The organism is Streptomyces sp. NPDC087420, from assembly GCF_044744165.1.
GTDB lineage: Bacteria > Actinomycetota > Actinomycetes > Streptomycetales > Streptomycetaceae > Streptomyces.
Genome location: NZ_JBIUXU010000001.1, coordinates 516,772 through 539,729 on the forward strand (window position 1 = coordinate 516,772; position 22,958 = coordinate 539,729).

The window sequence follows — 22,958 nt, forward strand, 5'->3', positions numbered from 1 at the left end:
GGCCGCCCTCAGCGTGCCTGGGCCTCGGCGGGTACGGGCGCCGCCGGGGCCTCCCCGGCGGGTGCGCCGCGCCTGAGCCGGGGGACGAGCAGGACCGCGCCGGCCGCCAGGCCGATGGCGGCGAACACCCACCAGGTCCGGTGGAAGGCGTCGACGGCCGACGCCGGGCCCGGGGTGCCGAGCACGGCGACGAACACACTGATCCCGAGGACCGCGCCGAGCTGGCGGAAGCTGGCGTTGACCGCCGAGCCCAGTCCGTACCGCGCCGGGGGAAGTGATTCGACGGCCGCGCCGGACTGCACCGGGAGGGTCAGCCCGATGCCGATCCCGATGAGCACGCTCGCCGGCAGCCAGTGCGCCGCCCAGTGCGGTGACGAGGTGACCGCGAGCGCGAAGGCGGCCGAGCCCGCGGCCCAGCTGACGGCTCCCGCGAGCAGTACGGGGCGGTACCCGATCGAGCCCGCCAGTTTGCTCGCGGGGCGGGCGATCAGGGTGACCACCAGCGGTCCCGGTGTACTGGCCAGCGCGGCCCGCAGCACGGAGTAGTGCCACTCGGTCTGGAGGAAGATGATGTTGCTGAGCAGCATGCCGTAGAAGGCCGTGGCGAACAGCAGCGTCGCCGCGTTGACCAGGCGGAACTGCCTGACCTTGAACAGCGCCAGGTCCATCACCGGCCGGGCGGCGGTGGCGGAGCGCCGGACGAAGACCGGCAGCAGGGCCGCCGCCAGGACGAAGCCCGCGATCACCCAGGGGTCGGACCAGCCCCGGGACGGCCCTTCGATGATGGCGAAGCTGAGCAGCGCGGGGACGGCCGCGACCAGGACCACACCGATCGGGTCCGGGATGCCGGACGCCTGCGGGTCGCGGGACTCGCGCAGCAGCCGGGCCCCGAAGAAGATCATGACGGCGCAGATCGGGACGTTCACCAGGAAGATCCACCGCCAGGACGCGTACTCGGTGAGGAGCGCGCCGATGGTGGGGCCGAGCGCGGCCGCCGCCGCGCCCATCGCGCCCCACGTGCCGACCGCCACGTGCCGCCGGGCGGCGGGAAACTCGGGCAGGATCAGCGCGATCGAGGTCGGTACGACCAGCGCCGCGAAGACGGCTTGCAGGGCCCGGGCGGCGATCAGGAATCCGGCGTTCGGCGCGAGACCGCAGAGGGCACTCATCGCGGCGAACCCGGCGAGCCCTATGAGGAAGATCCGCTTGCGCCCGTACCGGTCGGCCAGGCGTCCCGCCGGGATCAGCATGGCCGCGAAGACCAGGCTGTAGGCGTTGAGGACCCACGCGAGATGTCCGGTCGTGGTGTCGAAGCTGCGGCTGATCGTCTCGAAGGCGACATTCACGATCGTCGTGTCGAGGAAGACCACGAACACGCCGAGGCTGCCCAGGGCCAGCACCCGCAGGGCATGCCGTCTGGCCGCGGCCTGCTCGTCGGGGACGGACGGGGGAGTGGACATGGGGGGACCCCTCAAAGAGTCTGTTGTGATTTCCAACTTACCTGGTGGACGCTAACAGCGGTCTGTTGGAAAAGACAACCGACCACCGGTTAGGGTGGAGCGCATGGAGACGAAGGAAGGGTCCGGGACGACGGGGGCGAAAGAAGAGGTCGCTGCCGCGGGGGAGCCCGGCGGCGGGATGTCCCTCATGGCGCGCCAGCCCCTCGCCGTACGGCCGTGCTCGCTCGCCGCCTCGCTCGACGTCCTGGGTGAGCGCTGGTCACTGCTGGCCATCCGCGAGATGGGATACGGCGTCCACCGCTTCGGCCGCATCGCCGGCTACACCGGCGCCTCCCGCGACATCCTGGCCGACCGCCTGCGCAAGCTCGAAGCGGCCGGGGTGATCGAGCGACGGCAGTACAGCGAGCACCCGCCGCGCTACGAGTACCACCTCACCGAAGCAGGCCGGGAGCTCCATCCGGTGCTGCTCTCGCTCTTCCAGTGGGGCGACAAGTGGGCCGTGGAGGAACCGGCGTTGACGCTCCGGCACGAGTGCGGGCACCAGCTGGAGATCGACCACGTCTGCCGCCACTGCGGCGGTCCGGTCAGGCGCGGCACGGTCGAGGCGCGGGTGTCCCGCCCCCAGGAGTGACCGTCCGGACGTCAAGCCCGCGTCAGAGGAAGGGCCCGGTGGATCAAGGGCGCGTCAGCGACCGGGACCGGAGTGCGCCGTACGGGCATACCATCCTTGGTATGCCCCGCTCCCGACCCGCGGACCGGGGCAGTCATTCTGTCCTCAGGAGCGACACCATGTCGGAGCATCAGAACAGCGAGGATCCGGAGCCTTCACATCCGACCCCGGCCGGAACGTTGTTCGTCCCGGTCCGGCCGGGATCCGCAGGCTTCAGCGTCCGTCTCTTCCGTACCGCCCTGGGCGCCCGGACGGCGGTCGCCTTCACCACCGCGACCGGACTGGCCGCGACCCTGGGCCCCCAGCAGGCCTGGATCAAGCTCTCGGAGCACGCCGTGCGGGCCCTCACCGAGCCGCTCGGCGTCACCGCCCTCACCCTCGACCCGCAGCTGGCCGCCCCGGCCACGGCCCCGGCCACCGCTCCTGTCACGGTCCCCGTCGCCGTCACGGGCCCGCTGCCCGTCCTTCCCCTCCCGGTCCAGACCGCCGGCCCGTACGGGGCCCGCAGGCCCTCCGCCGGCGCCCTCCCGCCGCTCCAGCCCGGTCACCGGATGGCCCCCTCGGCGCGACCGGCCGCTCGACGCGCCTGATCGGCCCGCGTCCACCAGACTCTTCTTGCGGGACTTCTTCCGCTTGCGGGACTCTTCCGCGCCTGCCCGCGCCTCCTGTGTGAGGAGAGCGCCTGCGGGCAGGCGCGAGACATTGCTCCGGTGAAGACGAAGGGACGTGTACCTCATGCGTGTGGCATTTCTCGTGGCTCCCGAAGGCGTGGAGCGAGTGGAACTCACCGAACCCTGGCAGGCCGTCGGCGAGGCGGGCGGCGAACGGGTGCTCATCTCGACGGAGGCCGGTCAGGTACAGGCGTTCGACCACCTCGACAAGGCGGACACCTTCCCCGTCGACCTGACGGTCTCCGAGGCCTCCGTGGCCGACTACGACGGACTGGTGCTGCCCGGCGGCGTCGCCAACCCGGACGCCCTGCGCACGGACCCCGGCGCCGTCGCGTTCGTGAAGAGCTTCTTCGACGCGGGGAAGCCGGTGGCCGCGATCTGCCACGCCCCGTGGACGCTCGTGGAGGCCGATGTCGTACGGGGCAGGACGCTGACGTCCTGGCCCAGCCTCCAGACCGACCTCCGCAACGCGGGCGCCACCTGGGTCGACGAACAGGTCCAGGTCTGCACCTCCGGGCCCAACACCCTCATCACGAGCCGGAACCCCGGTGACCTCAAGGCGTTCAACGCCACCTTCGTGCCCGAGTTCGGCGGCTGAACGAGGCAGGGGAGGGCAGGGGGTGCCGGGAGGAAACGGGGAGCAGAGACGGAGAGAGGGCGATTTCAGGTGAAGACTGCGGACCAGCCGACGGCGCACGTCGTCGTGGCACTCAGCGGACAGGACCAGGACGACGCGCACACGGTGTTCTCCGCGCTCAGGACGGCGTTCGGGTCCGACCGGCCGGCCGACGACGTACCACAGGCGGCCTCCGGTGGCAGGCCCGCCGTGTGGACCGCCACCTTCGACGCGGCCGACGTACGCGACGAGCCGGCCGCCGCGCGGCTGTCCGCGCCCGTCAGCGCCACCCTCCAGGGCGCCTACACCGATGTGGACAGCCTGCGCAGGGCACTGACCGCCGCCTTCTCCGTACGGATCGTGGGCACGGCCTCGGGCGACCAGGAGGAGGAGGTCCAGCTCCGCCTGGAGAGCAGGTAGCCGGGCGCCCGCACGGGCACACGGCCGGTCCCCGCGAGTGCGCGGGGACCGGCCCTCCGGCATGGGCGCGTTTCTCCCCCGGCCGGCCTCTTTCCCGTACGGTCGTCCCCCGTTCGTGTTGCGCGTCCCGTGCGACGGCGGCAATCTGGTGTTGACCCAGAAGTGAATGCCGCTCACGCTTCGTACTCGGGGGTCGTTGGTACAACGTGGTGAAGCATGAGGGCCTCTCTGTGAGGAGCCCCGACATGACAGTTCCACTCGACCGGCACGACGGCCGGCGCTACACGGTGGAATTGCACGCCTCTCCGGAACGTCTCTCCCAGCTGCGGCGCATCGTCGCCGCCCATCTCAAGCACTGGAAACTCGACCTGCACGTCGACCCCGTCTGCGAGGGCCTCGGCGAACTCATGGCCAATGTCCACCGGCACGTCGGACAGGCCGGCACGTGTGTGGTGGAACTGCGTTGGCGCGGACGCCACCTCACGGCCTCGGTGGAGGACAACGGCCCCCGGCTGCCCCGGCTGCTCACCGCGGGCGGCGGAGGGCTCGCGCGCGTCGCCGCGCTGAGCGACAGCTGGGGGACCTGTCCCACGGCCGGCGGCAAAGTCGTCTGGTTCACCCGGAGTGTCGAGTCCCCGCAGGACATCTTCCGCGTGCCCCGGATCCCGGTCACCGGTGTCGGTACGGCCGAGCTGCGCCGCGCACCCGCCCCGGAACCCGTGCCGTTCGGCGCGCCCGCCCCGGCCCGTGAGTCCTTCGCGTCGGCCCTGGCCTGAACGCCGGCGGGCCGACTCGCTTCGTACGGCTCAACTCGTATGTGTACGGCCCTACTCGTACGCCTCGGGCTCGTCGTCCTCCTCCGGCACCAGATGCACCGCGGCCTCCTCCGCCGAGGCGGCCGCGCCGTCGATGCCGACATCGCTGGCGACCATGTCGTTCTCGGCGTCCTCGTGGGCGCCCTCGTCCGGCGCCACCAGCCGCCCGGACCGGCCGTCACCGACCTCGTCGTCCACCAGCTCGCCCTCGCCGTAGGCCAGATCGCCGATGCCGTCCCCGAACGGGGCCCCGCGCTCGGGGATCTCCTCGGCGAGGCGCTGGTCCAGCGACTCGCCCGCGAGCTGCTCCGAGGCGGTCGTCCCGGTGTGTTCCACACCGAGCGGCCGCTCGGGCGGCGACCAACCCTCGTCGAAGGGGTCGGACCCGCGGTCCACCAGGGTGTCCTCGGGATCGAGGATGCCCTCGTCCTCGAACACCCCGTCACCGTCGTCGTGGTTGGGCTGGTACACCTCGTCGCCCATCGTCTCGCCTCCGTCGCCGCTCACGTCGGTCTCCTCACTCCGTAGACGTTCTGTACGGGCTTCCAGACCCTGTCCGGCGGACAGGACCCACCTGCCCGTACCCGTCGGCAGCCTCGGCAAGCGGCAGTTCGCGCGATGCTCGCGCCGTCCTTCTCCACCACCCTCCCACCAATCACTGCCGTGTCAAACGGCAGGTGAAAGGCCCTGTCGGGGGCTGTGGAGGGAGGTCTTCGTACCCCCGCGGTGTTTGTCGGCGCCGGTGGCGGGCACGTGACCAGTCCGACGGTACGACCCGATATGTGACTGTCCGGAGTCGAACGTGAGCCGAGAACGCATTGTCATCGTCGGAGCCGGGTTCGCCGGCTACGAGGCCGCCCGCACCGTCTGCCGCAAGGTTCGGGGCGCCGCCGACATCGTCCTGCTGAACCCCACCGACTACTTCCTCTACCTCCCGCTCCTGCCCCAGGTGGCGGCAGGGATCCTGGAGGCCCGCCGGGTGACGGTCTCCCTCACCGGAACACTGCCGCGTGTACGGCTCGTCCTCGGCGAGGCCGACCGGGTCGACCTGGAGGGCCACCGGGTCACGTACACCGGCCCGGAAGGCGCGCGGGGTGAATTGACGTACGACCGCCTCGTCCTCGCCGTGGGCAGTGTCAACAAGCTGCTGCCGATCCCCGGCGTCGCCGAGTACGCGCACGGTTTCCGGGGTCTGCCGGAGGCGCTCTACCTGCGCGACCACATCACCCGCCAGATCGAGATGGCCGCGACCACGGCCGACCCGAAGGAGGCCGAGGCCCGTTCCACCTTCGTCGTGGTCGGGGCCGGTTACACGGGCACCGAGGTCGCCGCCCAGGGCAAGCTCTTCACGGACGCCCTGATGCGCAAGCAGCGCCGGTGGAGCCGGGGCGAGAAACCCCGCTGGATGCTCCTGGACGTCGCGCCGCGGGTGCTGCCGGAACTCGACCGCAGGCTCTCCGACACCGCCGACCGCGTGTTGCGCGAACGCGGGGTGGACGTACGGACCAAGACGTCCGTGAAGGAGGCGACCCCGACCGGAGTCACCCTGGACACCGGCGAGTTCGTCGAGACCCGCACGCTGGTGTGGTGTGTGGGCGTCCGCCCCGACCCGCTCGTGTCCGGGGTGGGACTGCCCGTCGAGCGGGGCCGTCTCGTGGTCGACCCGCAGCTCAACGTGCCAGGACATCCCGAGGTGTTCGCGTGCGGCGACGCCGCCGCCGTACCGGACCTCACCAGGCCGGGGGAGTACACCCCGATGACGGCCCAGCACGCGAGCCGCCAGGGGAAGGTGGCCGGGCGCAATGTCGCGGCCTCCCTCGGCTACGGCGAGCGCGAGGTCTACAGCCACCACGACCTGGGCTTCGTGGTGGACCTCGGCGGGGTCAAGGCGGCGGCCAACCCGCTCGGAGTGCCCCTGTCGGGCCCGGTGGCGGGCGCCGTGACGCGCGGCTACCACCTCGCCGCCATGCCGGGGAACCGGGTGCGTGTCGCCGCCGACTGGCTGCTCGACGCGGTCCTGCCCCGCCAGGCCGTCCAGCTCGGCCTCGTCAGGTCGTGGACGGTACCGCTCGAATCGTCGTCCCCCGAACTGGCCAAGGTCCCGGGCGGACCGGGCGGACCGGGCGAGAAGCCCGGAGGACCGTCCGGCACCTCGTGAACCGTCCGGCACCTCGTGAACCGCCCGGAAGGCCGTGTGCCGTAGTGCCGTGTGCCGTAGGACCGGGTGCCGTACGACCGCGTGCGGTCCGGAAACCGCCGTGTTCCGGGAAACAGAAGCACCGTCTCCGTTTCGCAGCGGCGTGAGGGGTACGCGAAGACAGAGGAACCCCCCACCGCCCACCGAGCGAAAGGAACGACCGACTGTGCGGCTGCCTACGGAACCCCTGAGCATCGGCCCCGATACCGACACCTGGGCGTGGCTGCGTCAAGCGGCCTGCGTCGACGCCGACCCCGAGCTGTTCTTCCCGGTGGGCGAGTCCGGCCCCGCCGCGGAACAGGCCCGGCGCGCCAAGGAGGTCTGCCACCGCTGCCCCGTGGAGCGCGAGTGCCTCGAATGGGCGCTGGAGACCGGCCGTACCTCCGGCGTGTGGGGTGGTACGGACGAGGAGGAGCGGCGCCGTCTGCGCCGCAGGAGCGACCGGCGCAGGACACCCCAGGCGGCCCCGGCCCGCGGCACCCAGCAGTCGGGACCCGGCCGCTCCCGCCGCCCCTGAACCCCCGGCCCCTGAAGCCCCTGGCGCGCTCAGGACCCGGGCCCGCGCCCCGTCCCGGGCCCGCTGTGCCCCCTCGCCCGTGTTGCGGGCGCGGGCAGGTCGCGGAAGGGTCGGACTGTCGAATCGAGGAGGAATGGCCCCATGCCCATCGCGACGGTGAATCCCACCAGCGGAGAGACGCTCAAGACCTTCGACGCGCTGGGAGCCGAGGAGATCGAGCAGCGTGTCGCCACCGCGGACGCCGCCTTCCGGCAGTACCGCCTGACCGGGTTCGACGAGCGGGCGCGGCTGCTGAACCGCGCCGCCGACCTGCTGGAACAGGACGCGCCCGACATCGCCCGCACCATGACCACCGAGATGGGCAAGCCGGTCGCGGCCGCCCGCGCGGAGGCGCTCAAGTGCGTGAAGTCGATGCGGTGGTACGCGGAGCACGCCGGGGAACTGCTCGCCGACGAGCACCCGTCCGACGCCGACGTGAAGGACTCGGGCGCGTCCCGGGCCCGCGTCCACTACCGCCCTCTCGGGGTGGTGCTCGCGGTGATGCCGTGGAACTTCCCGCTCTGGCAGGTCGTACGGTTCGCCGCGCCGGCCCTCATGGCGGGCAACGTCGGCCTGCTCAAGCACGCCTCGAACGTGCCGCAGACCGCGCTGTACCTGGAAGACCTGTTCAGCAGGGCTGGATTCCCCAAGGGCTGCTTCCAGACGCTGCTGGTCGGCTCCGGCGCGATCGAGGACATCCTGCGCGACCCCCGGGTCGCCGCCGCGACCCTCACCGGCAGCGAGCCGGCGGGCCGCGCCGTCGCGGCCGTCGCCGGTGACGAGGTCAAGCGGACGGTCCTGGAGCTGGGCGGCAGCGACCCGTACATCGTCATGCCGTCGGCGGACATCGAGCGGGCCGCCAGGACCGCCGTGACCGCCCGCGTGCAGAACAACGGCCAGTCCTGCATCGCCGCGAAGCGCTTCATCGTGCACGAGGACGTCTACGACGCCTTCGCCGCCCGCTTCACCGCCGGGATGCGCGACCTGACCGTCGGAGACCCGCTGGACGAGTCCACCGACGTGGGCCCGCTCGCCTCCGAGCAGGGCCGCGCCGACCTGGAGGAACTGGTCGAGGACGCCCTGGGCCGGGGCGCGACCGCCCTGTGCGGGGGGCAGCGCCCGGCGGAGGTCGAGGGCGGGTGGTTCTACGCCCCGACCGTCCTCGCCGACATCACCGCCGCCATGCGGATCCACCACGAGGAGACGTTCGGGCCGGTGGCCACGCTCTACCGGGTCGCGGACCTGGACGAGGCGGTGGCGCTCGCCAACGACACCCCGTTCGGGCTCAGTTCGAACGTATGGACCGAGGACGAGGCCGAGGTGGACCGTTTTGTACGGGACCTGGAAGCCGGCGGCGTCTTCTTCAACGGCATGACGGCCTCGCATCCCGCCCTCCCCTTCGGCGGGGTCAAGCGCTCCGGCTACGGGCGCGAGCTGTCGGGTCATGGGATCCGCGAATTCTGCAACATCACCACCGTGTGGTACTCGGCCTGATCCGCCTGATCCGCCTGATCCGGAAGCGAGCCCCTGGTTCCACGGCCGGGGAGACCAGGGAGACCAGCATGCTCCGCAAGGCGACCACCGGGGCGGGCCCCACCGCTCTCACCACCTCGGAACTGGCGGCCCTCGACGCGCACTGGCGGGCGGCCAACTACCTGGCCGTGGGGCAGATCTACCTGATGGGCAACCCGCTGCTCCAGGAGCCGCTCGCGCCGGAGCACATCAAGCCGCGGCTGCTGGGACACTGGGGTACGTCCCCGGGGCTGAACCTGGTCCACACCCACCTCAACCGGGTGATCAGGGACCGGGACCTGCCGGCGTTGTGCGTGTGGGGCCCGGGGCACGGCGGCCCCGCCGTCCTGGCCAACTCCTGGCTGGAGGGCACGTATTCGGAGACGTACCCGGATGTGAGCCGGGACCGGGAGGGCATGGACCGGCTGTTCCGGCAGTTCTCCTTCCCGGGCGGGGTGCCGAGCCATGTGGCCCCGGAGACCCCGGGGTCGATCCACGAGGGCGGCGAGCTGGGCTATTCGCTGGCGCACGCGTACGGGGCCGCCTTCGACAACCCGGAGCTGCTGGTCGCGTGTGTCATCGGGGACGGCGAGGCGGAGACGGGGCCGCTGGCCGGGTCCTGGCACTCCAACAAGTTCCTCGACCCCGTGCACGACGGCGCGGTCCTGCCGATCCTGCACCTCAACGGATACAAGATCGCCAACCCCACCGTGCTCGCCCGCATCCCTGAGGCCGAACTCGACGAGCTGATGCGCGGATACGGCCACGAGCCGATCCACGTCACCGGCGACGAGCCCCTCGCCGTCCACCGCGCGATGGCCGCGGCCATGGACCGCGCGCTGGACCGCATCGCCGAGATCCAGCGGGACGCGCGCGAGAACGGCACCACCGACCGCCCGCGCTGGCCCATGATCGTCCTCCGCACCCCGAAGGGATGGACCGGCCCCCGCGAGGTCGACGGGCTGCCGGTGGAGGGGACGTGGCGCGCCCACCAGGTCCCGCTCGGCGGCGTACGGACCAATCCGGCGCACCTCGCCCAACTGGAGGCGTGGCTGCGCTCGTACCGCCCGGAGGAACTGTTCGACGCGACGGGCGCCCCCCGCCCCGAGGTACTGGCGTTCGTACCGGAAGGCACCCGGCGGCTCGGCGCCACCCCGCACGCCAACGGCGGTCTGCTGCTGAGGGAGTTGCCGATCCCGGCGCTGGAGGAGCACGCGGTACGGGTCGACAAGCCCGGCACCGCCCTGCACGAACCCACCCGCATTCTCGGCGGGTTGCTCGAAGCCGTCATGAAGGACACCACCGCGCACCGGAACTTCCGGGTCGTCGGCCCGGACGAGACCGCCTCCAACCGCCTCGAAGCGCTGTACGAAGCCACCGGCAAGGCCTGGCAGGCGCAGACGCTCGGCACCGACGAACACCTCGCGCACGACGGCCGGGTGATGGAGGTCCTCTCCGAGCACCTGTGCCAAGGATGGCTGGAGGGCTATCTCCTGACGGGCCGTCATGGTCTCTTCTCCAGCTACGAGGCGTTCGCGCACATCGTCGACTCGATGGTCAACCAGCACATCAAGTGGCTGCGGACCTCGCGGCGGCTGCCGTGGCGCCGACCCGTCGCGTCCCTCAACTACCTGCTCACGTCGCACGTCTGGCGCCAGGACCACAACGGCTTCTCCCACCAGGACCCCGGCTTCGTGGACCACGTCCTCAGCAAGAGCCCCGAAGTGGTACGGGTCTACCTGCCGCCGGACGCCAACACCCTTCTCTCCGTGGCCGATCACGCGCTGCGCAGCCGGGACTACGTCAACGTCATCGTGGCCGGCAAGCAGCCCAGCTTCGACTGGCTCACCCTCGAAGAGGCCAAGGCCCACTGCGCACGGGGCGCGGGGGTCTGGCCGTGGGCCGGTACGGAGGACGGGTCCCGCGAGCCGGACGTCGTGCTCGCCTGCGCCGGGGACGTACCGACGCAGGAGACGCTGGCCGCCGCCGACCTGCTGCGGCAGCACCTGCCGGAGCTGACCGTGCGGGTCGTCAACGTGGTCGACATGGCCCGGCTGCTGCCCAACACGGAACACCCGCACGGGATGACGGACTCCGAGTACGACGCGGTGTTCACCACCGACCGGCCGGTGATCTTCGCGTACCACGGCTATCCCTGGCTGATCCACCGTCTGGCCTACCGCCGTACCGGCCACGCCAACCTCCACGTGCGCGGCTACAAGGAGGAGGGCACGACCACCACGCCCTTCGACATGGTGGTACGCAACGACCTCGACCGGTACCGGCTGGTCATGGACGTGATCGACCGGGTCCCAGGACTGGCGGTGCGGGCGGCCGCCGTACGCCAGGCCATGGCGGACGTACGGACCAGGCACCACGCGTGGATCCGCGAGCACGGCACGGACCTGCCCGAGGTCGAGGAGTGGACGTGGTCGGGCTGAAACACACGGCGGAGACCGCGACCGTACGGGCGGGGAACAGGACCGTACCGATCCACCGCCCGGCGAAGGTGCTGTTCCCCTCCACCGGCCACGGCACCGGCCTCACGAAGGCGGACCTGGTGGAGTACTACAGGTCCGCCGCGCCGTACATGCTCCCGGAGTTGAAGGGCAGGCCGCTCATGCTGGAGCGGCACCCGGACGGACTCGACGGACCCCGCTTCATGCAGAAGAACACCCCGGAGAGCTATCCGGAGTGGGTGCGCAGGACCGAGCTGGCGAAGAAGGGCGGGACGGTCACCCACACCGTCTGCGACAACACCGCCACCCTGGTGTTCCTCGCGGACCAGGCGTGTCTGGCCTTCCACCGCTGGCAGTCCCGCGCGGACCGCCCGGACACCCCCGACCGGCTGGTCTTCGACCTGGACCCGGCGGAGGACGATTTCGAGCCCGTACGGCGCGCGGCCACCCAGCTCGGCGAACTCCTCGCCGAACTGCGCCTGCCCAGCGCCCTGTTGACGACCGGCTCCCGAGGGCTGCACGTGATCGTCCCGCTGGACGGGCGCAGCGGCTTCGACGAGGTACGCGCGTTCGCCGGCGAGGTCGCGGAGACGCTGGCGGCCCGCGACCCCGGCCGGCTGACGACGGAGGTACGGACGGGGGCGCGCGGCGGCCGCCTGTACCTGGACATCCAGCGCAACGGCTACGCCCAGACGGCCGTGGCGCCCTTCTCCGTACGGGCGAGGGAAGGCGCCCCGGTCGCGACCCCGATCAGCTGGGACCAGCTGGCGGACCCGGAGGTGACGGCGAGGCGCTGGACGGTACGGGACGCCCTGGACCAGGCGAAGACCCGCCCGTGGTCGGGGGTCCCGACCAGGGGCAGGTCACTGACGGCGGCAAGCAAACGCCTGGCAACACTGAACGCCTGACACCCCAGCGCCCACCCCAGCGCCCACCCCAGCGCCCACCCCAGCGCCCGCCACAGCCCCCTCCTCCACCCCCTACCACCCTCTACGCGCTTTCCTCCCTGCTCCCCCGGGGGAAGTCGCCGGCCAAGGCGGCGGCGAGGCGCAGGTGGGGGGCGGCCTCGGCGGCGCGGCCCTGGCGCTCCAGGGTGCGGCCGAGCATCAGCCGGGCGTAGTGCTCCACGGGATCGCGATCGAGGACGGCGAGCAGCTCGGTCTCGGCCTTGGCGAGGCGCGCGGAGTGGTAGTAGGCGCGGGCGAGCAGCAGCCGCGGGGCCACCTGCTCCGGGACCTCCTCGACGAGCGCGCCGAGGATGCGCGCGGCGGTGCCGTATTCCTTGGCGTCGAAGAACAGCTGGGCGCGGTCCCAGCGCTCGGCGGCCGTTCCGTACTCGTAGTAGCTGTTCTCGTTCATGACATCCGTAACAGCCCAACATGGTTGAACATTCCACCATTACTTTCGCCGGGCGGGCGTGTCGGCCCGCGCGCGGGATTAGGTTGGGCGGCATGAGCAATCTTGATCGTCAGGCCGCCGTCACTGTTTGCGGCGGTCGCGGGTTTGTCGTGGCAGAGCCGGTACGTGAGCTGCTGAGCCCGCGCCGGGTCCAGCTGGGGGAGTCCACGGAGGTCCGCAGACTCCTGCCCAACCTGGGCCGCCGCATGGTCGGCGCGTGGGCGTTCGTCGATCACTACGGCCCCGACGACATCGCCGACGAGTCCGGGATGCAGGTGCCGCCCCACCCGCACATGGGGCTCCAGACGGTCAGCTGGCTGCACGAGGGCGAGGTGCTGCACCGCGACAGCCTCGGCAGCCTCCAGACCGTCCGCCCGCGCGAGCTGGGCCTGATGACCTCGGGCCGGGCGATCTCCCACTCGGAGGAGAGCCCACGCCCCCACGCCCGCTTCCTGCACGGCGCCCAGCTCTGGGTGGCCCTGCCCGACCAGTACCGGAACGTGGAGCCGCACTTCCAGCACCACGCGAACCTCCCGACCGTCACGGCCCCCGGCCTGACGGCCACGGTCATCCTGGGCACGCTGGACGGCACGACCTCACCGGGCACGACGTACACCCCCCTGGTGGGCGCCGACCTCGCCCTCACGGCGGGCGCGGAGACCCACCTCCCCCTGGACCCGGACTTCGAGTACGCGATCCTGTCGATGTCCGGCGCGGCTGAGGTGGACGGCGTACCGGTACTCCCCGGCTCGATGCTCTACCTGGGCAGCGGCCGCACCCACCTTCCCCTCCGCGCGGACTCGGACGCGGGCCTGATGCTTCTGGGCGGAGAGCCGTTCGAAGAAGAGATCGTCATGTGGTGGAATTTCATCGGCCGATCCAACGACGAGATCAAACAGGCCCGCGCGGAGTGGGAATCAGGCACCCGCTTCGGCACGGTGAACGGCTACGACGGCCCCCCACTCCCCGCTCCCGAACTGCCCCCGGTCCCGCTGAAATCGCGCGGACGAGTGCGCTGACCTGGTGTTCCGCGCCCCGGGCAGAATGCCTGCCCAATCCCTCCACGCCCCCAGCCGGCCAGCCGGAGCGGTCGGCACTGCACGCGGCGCGATCACGGCCGCATCGAGGTACGAGCGGCCACTCGCCCTCGGGTCCACCCTCTTTTGTTGAGTTCCGACAAGGACGGACGACGGATCGTGGTTTGACGGGACGCGGGTGCGCGCGGATGGCCAACGGTTGCACGAAGGAGGCCGACGCAGCCCAGTGCCTTGGCTGCGTAGGGTCGTTTGCTTCGTTGGCGACTTCCCTACGTGGCTACTTGGGCGGCTGATGTGTGCGAGAGACCCCCTATCGAAACTTCAACGAACTCGCACTTGGGCTGTTCCGTCTGCTGCACGTCGCATTGAGGACTGCATTTCGGCTTCCCGACGTGACGCTCAGACCCTTTCCGTATTCCAACGAAGTCGCAACAAACCTTGCTGGTTGGAGACTCCAAGCAGGTCGTTGAAATAACTCTGTCGTGGCCTGATCCGGGCAGGGGAGGCGGCGACGGCTGCCCAGTCCCACGGCTGTTCGTCACTGCCTCAGACAAGGGCGCCCCAAACCGGCCACACATCGCATGCTGAGCGGATGACAAGCCCGCACCGGACGGGACGCAAACGGTCAGCCCCGCATGTTCCGCCGACACTGGCAGCGTTACGCCTGGGCGGCCATCCCGCTTGTCGGCATGTCCGCCTTCACATGCGTACCGTTGATCGTGGCCGTCACCAGGCAGGTTATCGCCTGGCCCGTTGCTGCCGCCTATTGATTGGCCAGTGCCGTCATGAGTGGCTTCACCACTGTCCAACCCGAAGCCAACGGGTGGTTTGCGGTCGGCGTGTGGATCATCATGCTGACCGGGGCCATCCACACGTTCTGCCTCGACAAGATCAACGGCGACGGCAAGTAGTCAGGCCGGCGACGGCGCCCCAGTTGTTCTCGGGGCGCGGTCGTCAACCAAGAAGCCGCAACCAGCTCAAAACCTCGGCACCGGAAGGTGTCTGCACACGCAGGCGCCTTGGCGCCGATCGTGGAGGTCAGCCCCGACGTGGTTCGAGTCGCCAAAGCCAAACCAGGAGCGCTCTCAGTGCGTCATCGCCTCCAAAGATCCCGAGCGCGGAACGCCCCCGCTCGCGCGGGATGACCACCACCGACTTGGCGACCGGCACGTCGGCCTGCGGAACACCCCAGCTCGCCCGGGAAGACCGCGGCGCCGGGCAGGACGTCCCCGGCCGCGTCAGACCACCCCCGCCTGCGCGGGAAGAACCACGCGGTGAGGAAGAGCCCGGCGACGTCGAGCGGACCACCCCCGCCTGCGCGGGAAGAACCCCGCGTCGTTCGGCAGGCCGAGCCCGTCGATCGGACCACCCCCGCCTGCGCGGCAAGAACCTCGACCTGCTCATGAACGAGTTCTTCGAGGACGGACCACCCCCGCCTGCGCGGGAAGAACGTGCCCTGCGAGCGGGCGGTCTTCTGTCCGACCGGACCACCCCCGCCTGCGCGGGAAGAACGACCGCAAGCGGGCCAGACTGGCACGGGTCCGCGGACCACCCCCGCCTGCGCGGGAAGAACACCTGCGCACAGCCGACTGGATCGGCGACGTCCGGACCACCCCCGCCTGCGCGGGAAGAACGCCCCGGCCGTCGGCGCGAACGCCTCGGGCAACGGACCACCCCCGCCTGCGCGGGAAGAACAGCGGGACGGCGTCGTCGATGTTCTGGATCAGCGGACCACCCCCGCCTGCGCGGGAAGAACTACAGCCGGGCCCAGGCCCTTGCGGACGGCGTCGGACCACCCCCGCCTGCGCGGGAAGAACTTGCGGCAGTCCGAACGTGCCCCGCCCCCGAGCGGACCACCCCCGCCTGCGCGGGAAGAACGCTGGCGTCACCATTCTCCTGGGCGCCGGCGGAGGACCACCCCCGCCTGCGCGGGAAGAACAGCTCCAGCGCGGTCTGCGCCTTCGGCCGGATCGGACCACCCCCGCCTGCGCGGGAAGAACCTCCTGGATGCTGGGATCGGATGCCCCGCCTGCGGACCACCCCCGCCTGCGCGGGAAGAACGGCGGCGGCGGCCTGGGCGGCCTGGGCGGCCATAGGACCACCCCCGCCTGCGCGGGAAGAACACGGTGGCGAGCAGCTGCGCGCGGCTGAACGTCGGACCACCCCCGCCTGCGCGGGAAGAACGCGTTGCGCAACTGGTCGGCGGACCGCTGGAGCGGACCACCCCCGCCTGCGCGGGAAGAACAGCGAGGCGGTCAGGGTGGCCACGGCGCCTCCCGGACCACCCCCGCCTGCGCGGGAAGAACCTCCCGGCGGCACCAGCCGCGCCCGCCGCGAACGGACCACCCCCGCCTGCGCGGGAAGAACCGGGCGAGACTCTGACCGTGACTCAGCGCGCGCGGACCACCCCCGCCTGCGCGGGAAGAACGGATTGGCCATGCCCGCCGATTGCGCGTACATCGGACCACCCCCGCCTGCGCGGGAAGAACGAGAGGTACTTGTACCGCTCCTCGCTGCCCGCCGGACCACCCCCGCCTGCGCGGGAAGAACGGGGTCGGCTTCGTCTTGCCGCTCGTGATGTCCGGACCACCCCCGCCTGCGCGGGAAGAACGCCGACCCCCGCGAGCCAGGCCAGCTTCGTCAAGGACCACCCCCGCCTGCGCGGGAAGAACCTTGACGACTGTCAAGATTCGGCAGACCCGTGCGGACCACCCCCGCCTGCGCGGGAAGAACGCCGCCTCCAGGAGCGCGGCCACCACCTCGTGCGGACCACCCCCGCCTGCGCGGGAAGAACGTCGGACGTCACGGTGAGGCTGGCGGCGGCCCTGGACCACCCCCGCCTGCGCGGGAAGAACGTCGCCCTGGTCCTCGATCCCGTACGCGGCGGCGGACCACCCCCGCCTGCGCGGGAAGAACGCACCGCCGGCGGTCGACCCACCCGTGGTCGCCGGACCACCCCCGCCTGCGCGGGAAGAACCGGACTCACGTGGACCGACATGTTTCACCTCTCGGACCACCCCCGCCTGCGCGGGAAGAACGACATCGAGATCGGCGAGTACAACGGCAGCGACGGACCACCCCCGCCTGCGCGGGAAGAACTACGCCCTGCCGGGCACGGCCGCTCGCAGCTCCGGACCACCCCCGCCTGCGCGGGAAGAACCTCCGCCCTCGGGCCCTTCTGCGTGCCTGGATCGGACCACCCCCGCCTGCGCGGGAAGAACACTTCGTGAGCTGGGGGTTTCGAGGGGCTTTGCAATCCCTTGACTCGTCCCTCGCTGACTCATGTGGCCAGTGTGTCAGAGGCGGATGGTGCAATTCGTAGATCTGCTGACGGTCGGCGTGGAGAGGGAGACATGGTTGATGTTCGGGTGTGGGGTAAGGAGCGGGGGCTTGCGGTGCCCTATCCGTTGATTGGGCATCTGGTGGATACGGGGGTGGTGGCTGGGGCGTTGTGGGACGGGTTCCTGGCTGGGGCGCAGCAACGGGCGGTCGCGGGGGCGTTAGGGGTGGCGCCCGGCGAGGCGCGGTCGATGGTCGCGTTCTGGGCCGGGTTGCATGATGTGGGGAAGATTCAGCGGGGGTTCCAGTTTCAGCGGGACGCACTCAGGCACGCGTCGGCTGCGGCGCTGTTGGGTGATGAGGCCTTCGCGGGTCGGGCGGCGGGGGACGACGGCGACACGTTGTTGGGGCATCAGGTGGCGAGTGCCCGGGTGTTGCCCGCGTTGCTTGTGGGGCTGGGGTATCCCGAGGGTGGCGGGCCGTTGGCGGGGCGGTTGGTCGTGCGGGTGGCTCAGATGGTGGGTGGGCATCACGGGCGGTATCCGGAACTGCCGCAGGCACGGTACGCGTTCGACCCGCTGCGGGATCATCCGGAGTTGGGTGCCCGGGGCTGGGAGGTGCAGCGGAGCGAGCATGTGGCCGCGTTGCGAAAGGTGTTGGGGCACCCGGCCGCGGTGCCGGCCGGAGCGCGGCTGCCGGTGGAAGTGGCGGTCGTGGTGGCTGGGCTCGTGGTCGTGGCGGACTGGCTGGCCAGCCAGGACAGCTTCGTGGTCCGACAGCAGTCCGACGCCACCGCCGGGGGCGGCCTGGGGTCGCTGGACGCACTACGGGCCCACGCCGCCCGCGCGGCGGCTGAGGCCCCCGCCCTGCTGAGGAACGCGGGCCTGGGCCGGGCGCGGTTCACCGTAGGGGGATTTCGCCGGAGTTTTCCGGAGATCGAGCAGCCGCATCCGTTGCAGGTCAGCGTGGACCTGGAATTGACCGAGGCGGGGGTGTTCGAGGGTGGGCCGGGTGTGCTGTTGGTGACGGCGCCGCCAGGGGAGGGCAAGACCGAGGTCGCGCTCGCCGCGGCCGCCTCGATGGGCCGGGCAGCGGGATGCCCGGGGATCGCGTTTCTGCTGCCGACCAGAGCGACAGCCGATCAACTCTACGGACGGATGGCCGCGTTCGGCCGGGCCAACCTCCTGGGGGACACGGCGTTGACGCTGCTCCACGGCGCCGCCGATCTGAACGAGCGTTACGCGCCGGACGAGTTGCCCGAGCCCCGCACGCTGACCGATGAACACGACACATCACAAACCGAGATGTCTTTGTCGGCCGGCTCGTGGCTCCGCACACGCGGGCGGGGCTTGCTGGCTCCCCTGTCGGTCGGCACGGTCGATCAGGCGCTCATGGCGGTACTCCCGCTGCGGCACAACGCGTTGCGCCAGCTGGGCCTGGCCGGAAAGACGGTGGTGGTCGACGAGGCTCATGCGTACGACGCCTTCACCCACGCCCTGCTGCTGCGGTTGCTGGTCTGGCTCGGGGCGATGAAGGTCCCGGTGATTCTGCTGTCGGCGACGCTGACCGGGCGTACCGCCACGGGGATGGTGGAGGCGTATCTCACGGGCGCCGGACGGAAGCCCGGTTCGTACGAGCTGCCCGCGCCCTCATACCCAGGCTGGCTGTACGCGGACGCCGTCACCGCCGCGGTCACGCTGCCGAACGGGCCGATCGGCACGAACCGGCCCTCCAGCCTCGCCATCGACCTGCTGCCCGTGGCCCACACCTACGACCCGGCGGTCGCGGACGGCAGACTGGCCACGCTGCTGCGAGAACTGAACCCCGTTGTGGAGGCCGGCGGCTGCGTTGCCGTGATCTGTACCACGGTCGGCGAGGCCCAGCAGACGTTCGGTGCCTTGCGTGACCACTTCAGTCGGCAGTACGGGCCGGACTATCAAGGCTGGGACGACCGGGTGGTGGACGCGGGAGACACCCTCTCGCAGGAGGGTCCCCGGCTGAGGCTTCTGCACGCCCGGTTCCCCGGTCGGCGCAGGTCCGAGATCACCGGCGAGGCCGAGAAGTGGTTCGGACGTGTCGGCAAGGAGGGCGTACGGCGTCCCGCACCGCCGCGCGGCACAATCCTGGTCGCCACCCAGGTGATCGAGCAGTCCCTGGACCTGGACTTCGACCTGATCGTCTCCGACCTCGCTCCGATGGCGCTGCTGTTGCAGCGGGCCGGCCGGGTCTGGCGGCACCGGACTACCGCTCCGTACCGGCCCTCCTGGAGCCGGGGCCCCCGGCTGGCCGTGCTCGTCCCGCTCAATGGAGAAGGTGTGTTCGCCACTCCGGAGTCCTGGGGTGACGTCTACTCCCCGTCGCTGCTGCGCCGTACCCTCGAACAGTTGGAGGGCAGGGCCGGTAGGCCCGTGGAGGTGCCCGGTGATGTCCAGGAACTTGTCGATGGCGTCTACGACGCGGAATTCGCGTCCAAGACCCCCGAGACCTTGTTCCAGGAGGACATCGCGCGGCTGACCGACACCATGGCGCGTGAGGGACTGGCGAGGTTGGTGACCATCCCCATGCCTGACGACGTGCGCGCGATGGACGACCTCACCAGCAGCCACGCCGACGAGGATCTCATCGCGACGAGGCTGGGCGCGGATACCGTTCTGACCTTGCCGGTGTTCGAGGACGCGGAACAACGGCGGTGGCTGGACGAGCACCACAAAGTCCCGCTGCCGGAGCGTGGTGACGTCCAGGGCGGACGATTCTCCAGGGCCCTGGTGCGCGAACTCCTCGGTTACGTCGTGCCATTGGCACACGGCGACTGGCGTCGGGCCTGTACGGCCGCCAACGAACCACCGACCCAATGGCGGGACGAGCCCAACCTCGCCAGCGTTGTGCTGTTGCCGCACACCACAGGCCCGGAGGGGCCAACGGGGCCGGTACTGGGGAAGCGGCGGCTGACGCTCCACCATGAGCTGGGGCTGGTGACCGAGCGGCTCAGCTGATGGGGAAGTACGACGGCCTCCTTTATCAGCTCCGGGCACGCCCTTAAGCATCTTTGACGAGATTCGCCAACTCTCCCGCGAGTGGGAGCTGTTCAGGTCTAACGTACGTATCGGAGGCCACGGCCAAGCCATCCGCTACGGGCGCACCTGACGGTCAGTCATGTAGACCCGTAGCGACCCCACTTCCGTGGGGAGTGGCCTCGGCCGCTGATCGGCACGCCCTTGAGCATCGGCCCACCTCCGCTCGCGCGGAGACGCGTCCCACCCTACGCGCCGGCCTGATCGACGCACTTACCCGTTCGACGTGACGACGACCGGAGTGACCAGCTCGTGTCTCATCCACTTCCCGCTGCGCAGTTCAACTTGCCCGACTTCTACGACCTCCGAACCGAGCCGTGGGTTCCGGTCTCGATGCTGCCCGCCGCCGGCGAGCCGGCCGACTCCCGCAGCCTTGGGTTCCTGCGACTCTTCCTGGACGCGCACCGCATCCTCGGACTCGCCGTCGCGCTGCCGCCCGCCGCTTCCGGATTGTTACGGGTGCTCTACGCCATCGCCGCACGAATCACCGGTCTCCACAGGGCGGACAACGCGGGGGAGTGGAACGCCCGCCGGTACGAACTGCTCGACGAGCGAGGGCAGTTCGATCCGGGCGAGGTGGAGGCGTACTTCACCCGCTACGCAGACCGTTTCCGCCTCTTCGATGCCGAGCGGCCCTGGATGCAGGATCCGCGGCTGCGCGAGGAGTGTCCGAGCGGTTCGGGGGTCAACAAGCTCGTGATGGCCCGGCCGGCGGGCAACAACCAGGTGTTCTTCGGGCACTTCACCGATGCGGAGCAGGTTCCCCTGACATCCGCCGACGCGGTGCTGCACCTGCTGGCGCAGCTCTACTACGGCCCCTCGGGCCAATGCACACCGCGGACCGTGGCGGGGCAGCGGTTCGGCAACGCCTACGCGGGGCCGTTGCGGAAGGCGCTCTCCTATCATCCCGTGGGGCGCTCGCTGTTCGAAACATTGCTGCTCGGGCTTCCGTATCCGAACACATGGCCCCGGGTACGTGACGCCGCGACTGACAGCTGTCCCTGGGAACGGGACGAGTTGGGGGACCCGCTGGCTGTACCGACGGCACCGACGGGGCCGCTGGGCGCGCTCACCGAGCAGCACCGGCACGCGGTCCTCCTCACTTCCGACTCCGGCGGCCGCAGCGTGGTGGATGCGCACATCACGTGGGCGCTGCGCGTCAACAGGCCCCCGCACGAGGACCCGTACCTCCTCTGGGACGAGGGAAAGGATCTGCTCAAGCGTCCCCGGGAGGCCGACGCGGACCGGGCGTTGTGGCGCGACCTGGACGCGCTGGTGACCGAGGCCCGTGACGATTCGGGCCACCGACCCTCCGTACTCAGCGACTTGAACAGCCAACTGCCCCAAGACGTCGAGGACGCGCTGCGTGTGCAATCCCTCGGCTTCGACCAGGACGGCCAGACCCGCGACCGTACGTACTTCACCGGCTCCACGCCACCGCTGTTCGCCCTGCTCAGGGCGTCGGGTGACGACGCGGACAACGAACTCAGGCTGGGCCTCGGCCAGGGCCGTGAGGCGGCGGAAAGGGCGGCCAACCGTCTGGAGCACGCGTTGCAGACAGCGTGGCGCTCCTACACCAGCCCGTTCGAGAACGATCGCCCCGGCGGCACCGCCAAGGAACGGCGTAAACGTGGCGGCCCCTGGCCCGCGCTCGCGCTGGCCGCCTACTGGCCCGCCGCGGAACAGCGCTTCTGGGAGTCCCTCCATGCCCGGGACTTCGCAGGCAGTCCCCAAGTGTTCGGGCGGATCGCTCTGCGTGAGTACGACGCGGTGACCCTTCCGATCGCCGCCACTCCTCGTGGGGCCAAGGCCCGTGAGAAGGCACGCGGACTCGTGAGGAGCCTGCTGCGCGCCCCCGATCGCGCCTGAGCGGAAGACCATCTGCGGGTTCACACTCCGAAGCAGCCGGACCAGGTCCGGCAAACAGAGCAGCACCCCCAACACAACCGACGGCGGAATCGATGAGCGAAGCGAACCCCGTACGAGACCACCCCTCGACCGACCCCAACGACACAAAGGCGCCCCGAGCGTCGTCCACGGAAAAGCAACCGCGGTCACCCGAGACCGACTTGGCCAGATACGGAGAATTCGTCGACCGAGTACGCAAGCTGTGCCGGGAGTCGCCGGGCGCCCAGTCCGCGCTGCGGGCGGGGCTGGGCAAGCCGGTCATGGAGGTCCCGGCCCGGGTACACGCGGCCCTGTTGCGACCTGGGTTGATCCGGGAGGACCCCAAGGGCCGGGGCTACGCGGACAAAGAGCGCGCGTACTACGCGGTCGCCGCGCTCATCGCCGCCCGTCCGCGGGCCCAACGCGAGTCCGAGGACGACGCTCATGCGGAGGCCACGGAACATGCGGATGCCACGGAACCCGGCATGCGGGGGGAGTCGCCGGGGGAGGGGACAGACGCGGCCGGCACGACGTTCCCCCCACGCGGCATCAGCCTCGGTGAGAGCTTCGCTCTCGCGGTCGGGCGTCGTAGCCCCGACGAACTCAAGTCGGGCGCTGCCGAGTCACGCCTGCACCTGCTCGTACGTCAGGACCTCGACGGCGCCCACCGGATGCTGCCGGGCGTGTTCCGCTGGCTCGGTTCGTCCGGCGTCACCCCCGACTACGCCTGCCTGCTGTACGACCTCAGCATGTGGCGCTACGGGAGAGATGCCGTCGCCACGCGATGGCTCCAGTCCTTCTACAGGTCCTTGCGCCGTCAGGAGACGGCCGCCGAGCGAAATCCCACGGTTTCGTCCACGTAGTACCGCGCAGCGCGCACTCTCCCTCCCTGCGTACGCCCTCCGTCCGT

General features: G+C 70.8%; 18 protein-coding genes and 1 CRISPR repeat array. Of the genes, 15 read left to right on the forward strand and 3 right to left on the reverse strand.

Features of this window, described 5'->3' with window-relative positions; all coding sequences use genetic code 11:
• Nucleotides 1-8 precede the first annotated feature (8 nt).
• On the reverse strand, nucleotides 9-1,460 hold the full coding sequence (locus tag ACIO1C_RS02220) for an MFS transporter (RefSeq protein ID WP_401857352.1): 1,452 nt from the start codon (nucleotides 1,458-1,460) through the stop codon (nucleotides 9-11).
• Nucleotides 1,461-1,563: 103 nt separating this feature from the next.
• Between ACIO1C_RS02220 and ACIO1C_RS02225 the strand changes: the two genes are divergently transcribed.
• The 5 genes from ACIO1C_RS02225 to ACIO1C_RS02245 all read left to right on the forward strand — a co-directional run bounded on the left by ACIO1C_RS02225 (nucleotide 1,564) and on the right by ACIO1C_RS02245 (nucleotide 4,613).
• The gene (locus ACIO1C_RS02225) at nucleotides 1,564-2,091 is read left to right on the forward strand and encodes a winged helix-turn-helix transcriptional regulator (protein WP_401857354.1); all 528 of its coding nucleotides are present in this window, start codon (nucleotides 1,564-1,566) and stop codon (nucleotides 2,089-2,091) included.
• A gap of 158 nt (nucleotides 2,092-2,249) precedes the next feature.
• Nucleotides 2,250-2,720 carry an SAV_915 family protein gene (locus tag ACIO1C_RS02230; protein ID WP_401857357.1) on the forward strand — a complete coding sequence of 157 codons (471 nt, stop codon included), beginning with the start codon at nucleotides 2,250-2,252 and terminating at the stop codon, nucleotides 2,718-2,720.
• Nucleotides 2,721-2,865: 145 nt separating this feature from the next.
• Nucleotides 2,866-3,399 (forward strand): type 1 glutamine amidotransferase domain-containing protein, encoded by a 534-nt coding sequence (locus ACIO1C_RS02235; RefSeq protein WP_401857360.1) that lies wholly within the window; start codon nucleotides 2,866-2,868, stop codon nucleotides 3,397-3,399.
• A 69-nt stretch (nucleotides 3,400-3,468) separates the two neighbouring features.
• Nucleotides 3,469-3,837: a hypothetical protein gene (locus ACIO1C_RS02240; RefSeq protein WP_401857363.1), complete on the forward strand. Its 369-nt coding sequence runs from the start codon at nucleotides 3,469-3,471 to the stop codon at nucleotides 3,835-3,837.
• Nucleotides 3,838-4,082: 245 nt separating this feature from the next.
• Nucleotides 4,083-4,613: an ATP-binding protein gene (locus ACIO1C_RS02245; protein ID WP_401857366.1), complete on the forward strand. Its 531-nt coding sequence runs from the start codon at nucleotides 4,083-4,085 to the stop codon at nucleotides 4,611-4,613.
• Nucleotides 4,614-4,664: 51 nt separating this feature from the next.
• Here ACIO1C_RS02245 and ACIO1C_RS02250 read toward each other — a convergent pair whose 3' ends face one another.
• Nucleotides 4,665-5,135, reverse strand: coding sequence for a DUF5709 domain-containing protein (locus ACIO1C_RS02250; protein WP_401858022.1), 471 nt, complete (start codon nucleotides 5,133-5,135; stop codon nucleotides 4,665-4,667).
• Nucleotides 5,136-5,454: 319 nt separating this feature from the next.
• On the opposite strand from ACIO1C_RS02250, the gene ACIO1C_RS02255 reads away from it, so the two are divergent.
• The 5 genes from ACIO1C_RS02255 to ligD all read left to right on the forward strand — a co-directional run bounded on the left by ACIO1C_RS02255 (nucleotide 5,455) and on the right by ligD (nucleotide 12,284).
• Nucleotides 5,455-6,810, forward strand: a complete 1,356-nt coding sequence (locus tag ACIO1C_RS02255; RefSeq protein ID WP_401857369.1) for an NAD(P)/FAD-dependent oxidoreductase — start codon at nucleotides 5,455-5,457, stop codon at nucleotides 6,808-6,810.
• A 232-nt stretch (nucleotides 6,811-7,042) separates the two neighbouring features.
• Nucleotides 7,043-7,366, forward strand: coding sequence for a WhiB family transcriptional regulator (locus ACIO1C_RS02260; RefSeq protein WP_401858023.1), 324 nt, complete (start codon nucleotides 7,043-7,045; stop codon nucleotides 7,364-7,366).
• Nucleotides 7,367-7,507: 141 nt separating this feature from the next.
• Nucleotides 7,508-8,899, forward strand: coding sequence for an NADP-dependent succinic semialdehyde dehydrogenase (locus ACIO1C_RS02265; RefSeq protein WP_401857372.1), 1,392 nt, complete (start codon nucleotides 7,508-7,510; stop codon nucleotides 8,897-8,899).
• Between the two features lie 68 nt (nucleotides 8,900-8,967).
• Nucleotides 8,968-11,358, forward strand: a complete 2,391-nt coding sequence (locus ACIO1C_RS02270) for a phosphoketolase (RefSeq protein WP_401857375.1) — start codon at nucleotides 8,968-8,970, stop codon at nucleotides 11,356-11,358.
• Nucleotides 11,346-12,284 (forward strand): non-homologous end-joining DNA ligase, encoded by a 939-nt coding sequence (gene ligD / locus ACIO1C_RS02275; RefSeq protein WP_401857378.1) that lies wholly within the window; start codon nucleotides 11,346-11,348, stop codon nucleotides 12,282-12,284. The genes ACIO1C_RS02270 and ligD overlap by 13 nt, the downstream gene beginning before the upstream one ends.
• Nucleotides 12,285-12,366: 82 nt before the next feature.
• On the opposite strand, the gene ACIO1C_RS02280 is transcribed toward ligD, so the two are convergent.
• Entirely contained in the window at nucleotides 12,367-12,735 is a 369-nt protein-coding gene (locus tag ACIO1C_RS02280) for a tetratricopeptide repeat protein (RefSeq protein WP_401857380.1), read from the reverse strand.
• Nucleotides 12,736-12,827: 92 nt separating this feature from the next.
• Between ACIO1C_RS02280 and ACIO1C_RS02285 the strand changes: the two genes are divergently transcribed.
• The 5 genes from ACIO1C_RS02285 to casB all read left to right on the forward strand — a co-directional run bounded on the left by ACIO1C_RS02285 (nucleotide 12,828) and on the right by casB (nucleotide 22,911).
• On the forward strand, nucleotides 12,828-13,793 hold the full coding sequence (locus ACIO1C_RS02285) for a pirin family protein (protein WP_401857383.1): 966 nt from the start codon (nucleotides 12,828-12,830) through the stop codon (nucleotides 13,791-13,793).
• A gap of 803 nt (nucleotides 13,794-14,596) precedes the next feature.
• Nucleotides 14,597-14,722, forward strand: coding sequence for a hypothetical protein (locus tag ACIO1C_RS02290; RefSeq protein ID WP_401857386.1), 126 nt, complete (start codon nucleotides 14,597-14,599; stop codon nucleotides 14,720-14,722).
• A gap of 207 nt (nucleotides 14,723-14,929) precedes the next feature.
• A CRISPR array of direct repeats spans nucleotides 14,930-17,032; the repeat unit is 29 nt; unit sequence CGGACCACCCCCGCCTGCGCGGGAAGAAC.
• 132 nt (nucleotides 17,033-17,164) lie between these two features.
• Nucleotides 17,165-20,083: a CRISPR-associated endonuclease Cas3'' gene (locus ACIO1C_RS02295; protein ID WP_401857389.1), complete on the forward strand. Its 2,919-nt coding sequence runs from the start codon at nucleotides 17,165-17,167 to the stop codon at nucleotides 20,081-20,083.
• Nucleotides 20,084-20,413: 330 nt separating this feature from the next.
• The gene (gene casA, locus ACIO1C_RS02300) at nucleotides 20,414-22,030 is read left to right on the forward strand and encodes a type I-E CRISPR-associated protein Cse1/CasA (protein WP_401857392.1); all 1,617 of its coding nucleotides are present in this window, start codon (nucleotides 20,414-20,416) and stop codon (nucleotides 22,028-22,030) included.
• Nucleotides 22,031-22,230: 200 nt separating this feature from the next.
• Nucleotides 22,231-22,911 (forward strand): type I-E CRISPR-associated protein Cse2/CasB, encoded by a 681-nt coding sequence (gene casB, locus ACIO1C_RS02305; protein ID WP_401857394.1) that lies wholly within the window; start codon nucleotides 22,231-22,233, stop codon nucleotides 22,909-22,911.
• Nucleotides 22,912-22,958 lie beyond the last annotated feature (47 nt).

Bases quoted from the DNA above. Each gene is read 5' to 3' on its own strand.
- ACIO1C_RS02245 (WP_401857366.1), top strand. From the start codon at position 4,083: ATGACAGTTCCACTCGACCGGCACGACGGCCGGCGCTACACGGTGGAA.
- ACIO1C_RS02225 (WP_401857354.1), top strand. From the start codon at position 1,564: ATGGAGACGAAGGAAGGGTCCGGGACGACGGGGGCGAAAGAAGAGGTC.
- ACIO1C_RS02250 (WP_401858022.1), bottom strand. From the start codon at position 5,135: ATGGGCGACGAGGTGTACCAGCCCAACCACGACGACGGTGACGGGGTG.
- ACIO1C_RS02230 (WP_401857357.1), top strand. From the start codon at position 2,250: ATGTCGGAGCATCAGAACAGCGAGGATCCGGAGCCTTCACATCCGACC.
- ACIO1C_RS02235 (WP_401857360.1), top strand. From the start codon at position 2,866: ATGCGTGTGGCATTTCTCGTGGCTCCCGAAGGCGTGGAGCGAGTGGAA.
- ACIO1C_RS02270 (WP_401857375.1), top strand. From the start codon at position 8,968: ATGCTCCGCAAGGCGACCACCGGGGCGGGCCCCACCGCTCTCACCACC.
- ACIO1C_RS02285 (WP_401857383.1), top strand. From the start codon at position 12,828: ATGAGCAATCTTGATCGTCAGGCCGCCGTCACTGTTTGCGGCGGTCGC.
- ACIO1C_RS02280 (WP_401857380.1), bottom strand. From the start codon at position 12,735: ATGAACGAGAACAGCTACTACGAGTACGGAACGGCCGCCGAGCGCTGG.
- ACIO1C_RS02220 (WP_401857352.1), bottom strand. From the start codon at position 1,460: ATGTCCACTCCCCCGTCCGTCCCCGACGAGCAGGCCGCGGCCAGACGG.
- ACIO1C_RS02290 (WP_401857386.1), top strand. From the start codon at position 14,597: ATGAGTGGCTTCACCACTGTCCAACCCGAAGCCAACGGGTGGTTTGCG.
- ACIO1C_RS02265 (WP_401857372.1), top strand. From the start codon at position 7,508: ATGCCCATCGCGACGGTGAATCCCACCAGCGGAGAGACGCTCAAGACC.
- ACIO1C_RS02295 (WP_401857389.1), top strand. From the start codon at position 17,165: ATGGTTGATGTTCGGGTGTGGGGTAAGGAGCGGGGGCTTGCGGTGCCC.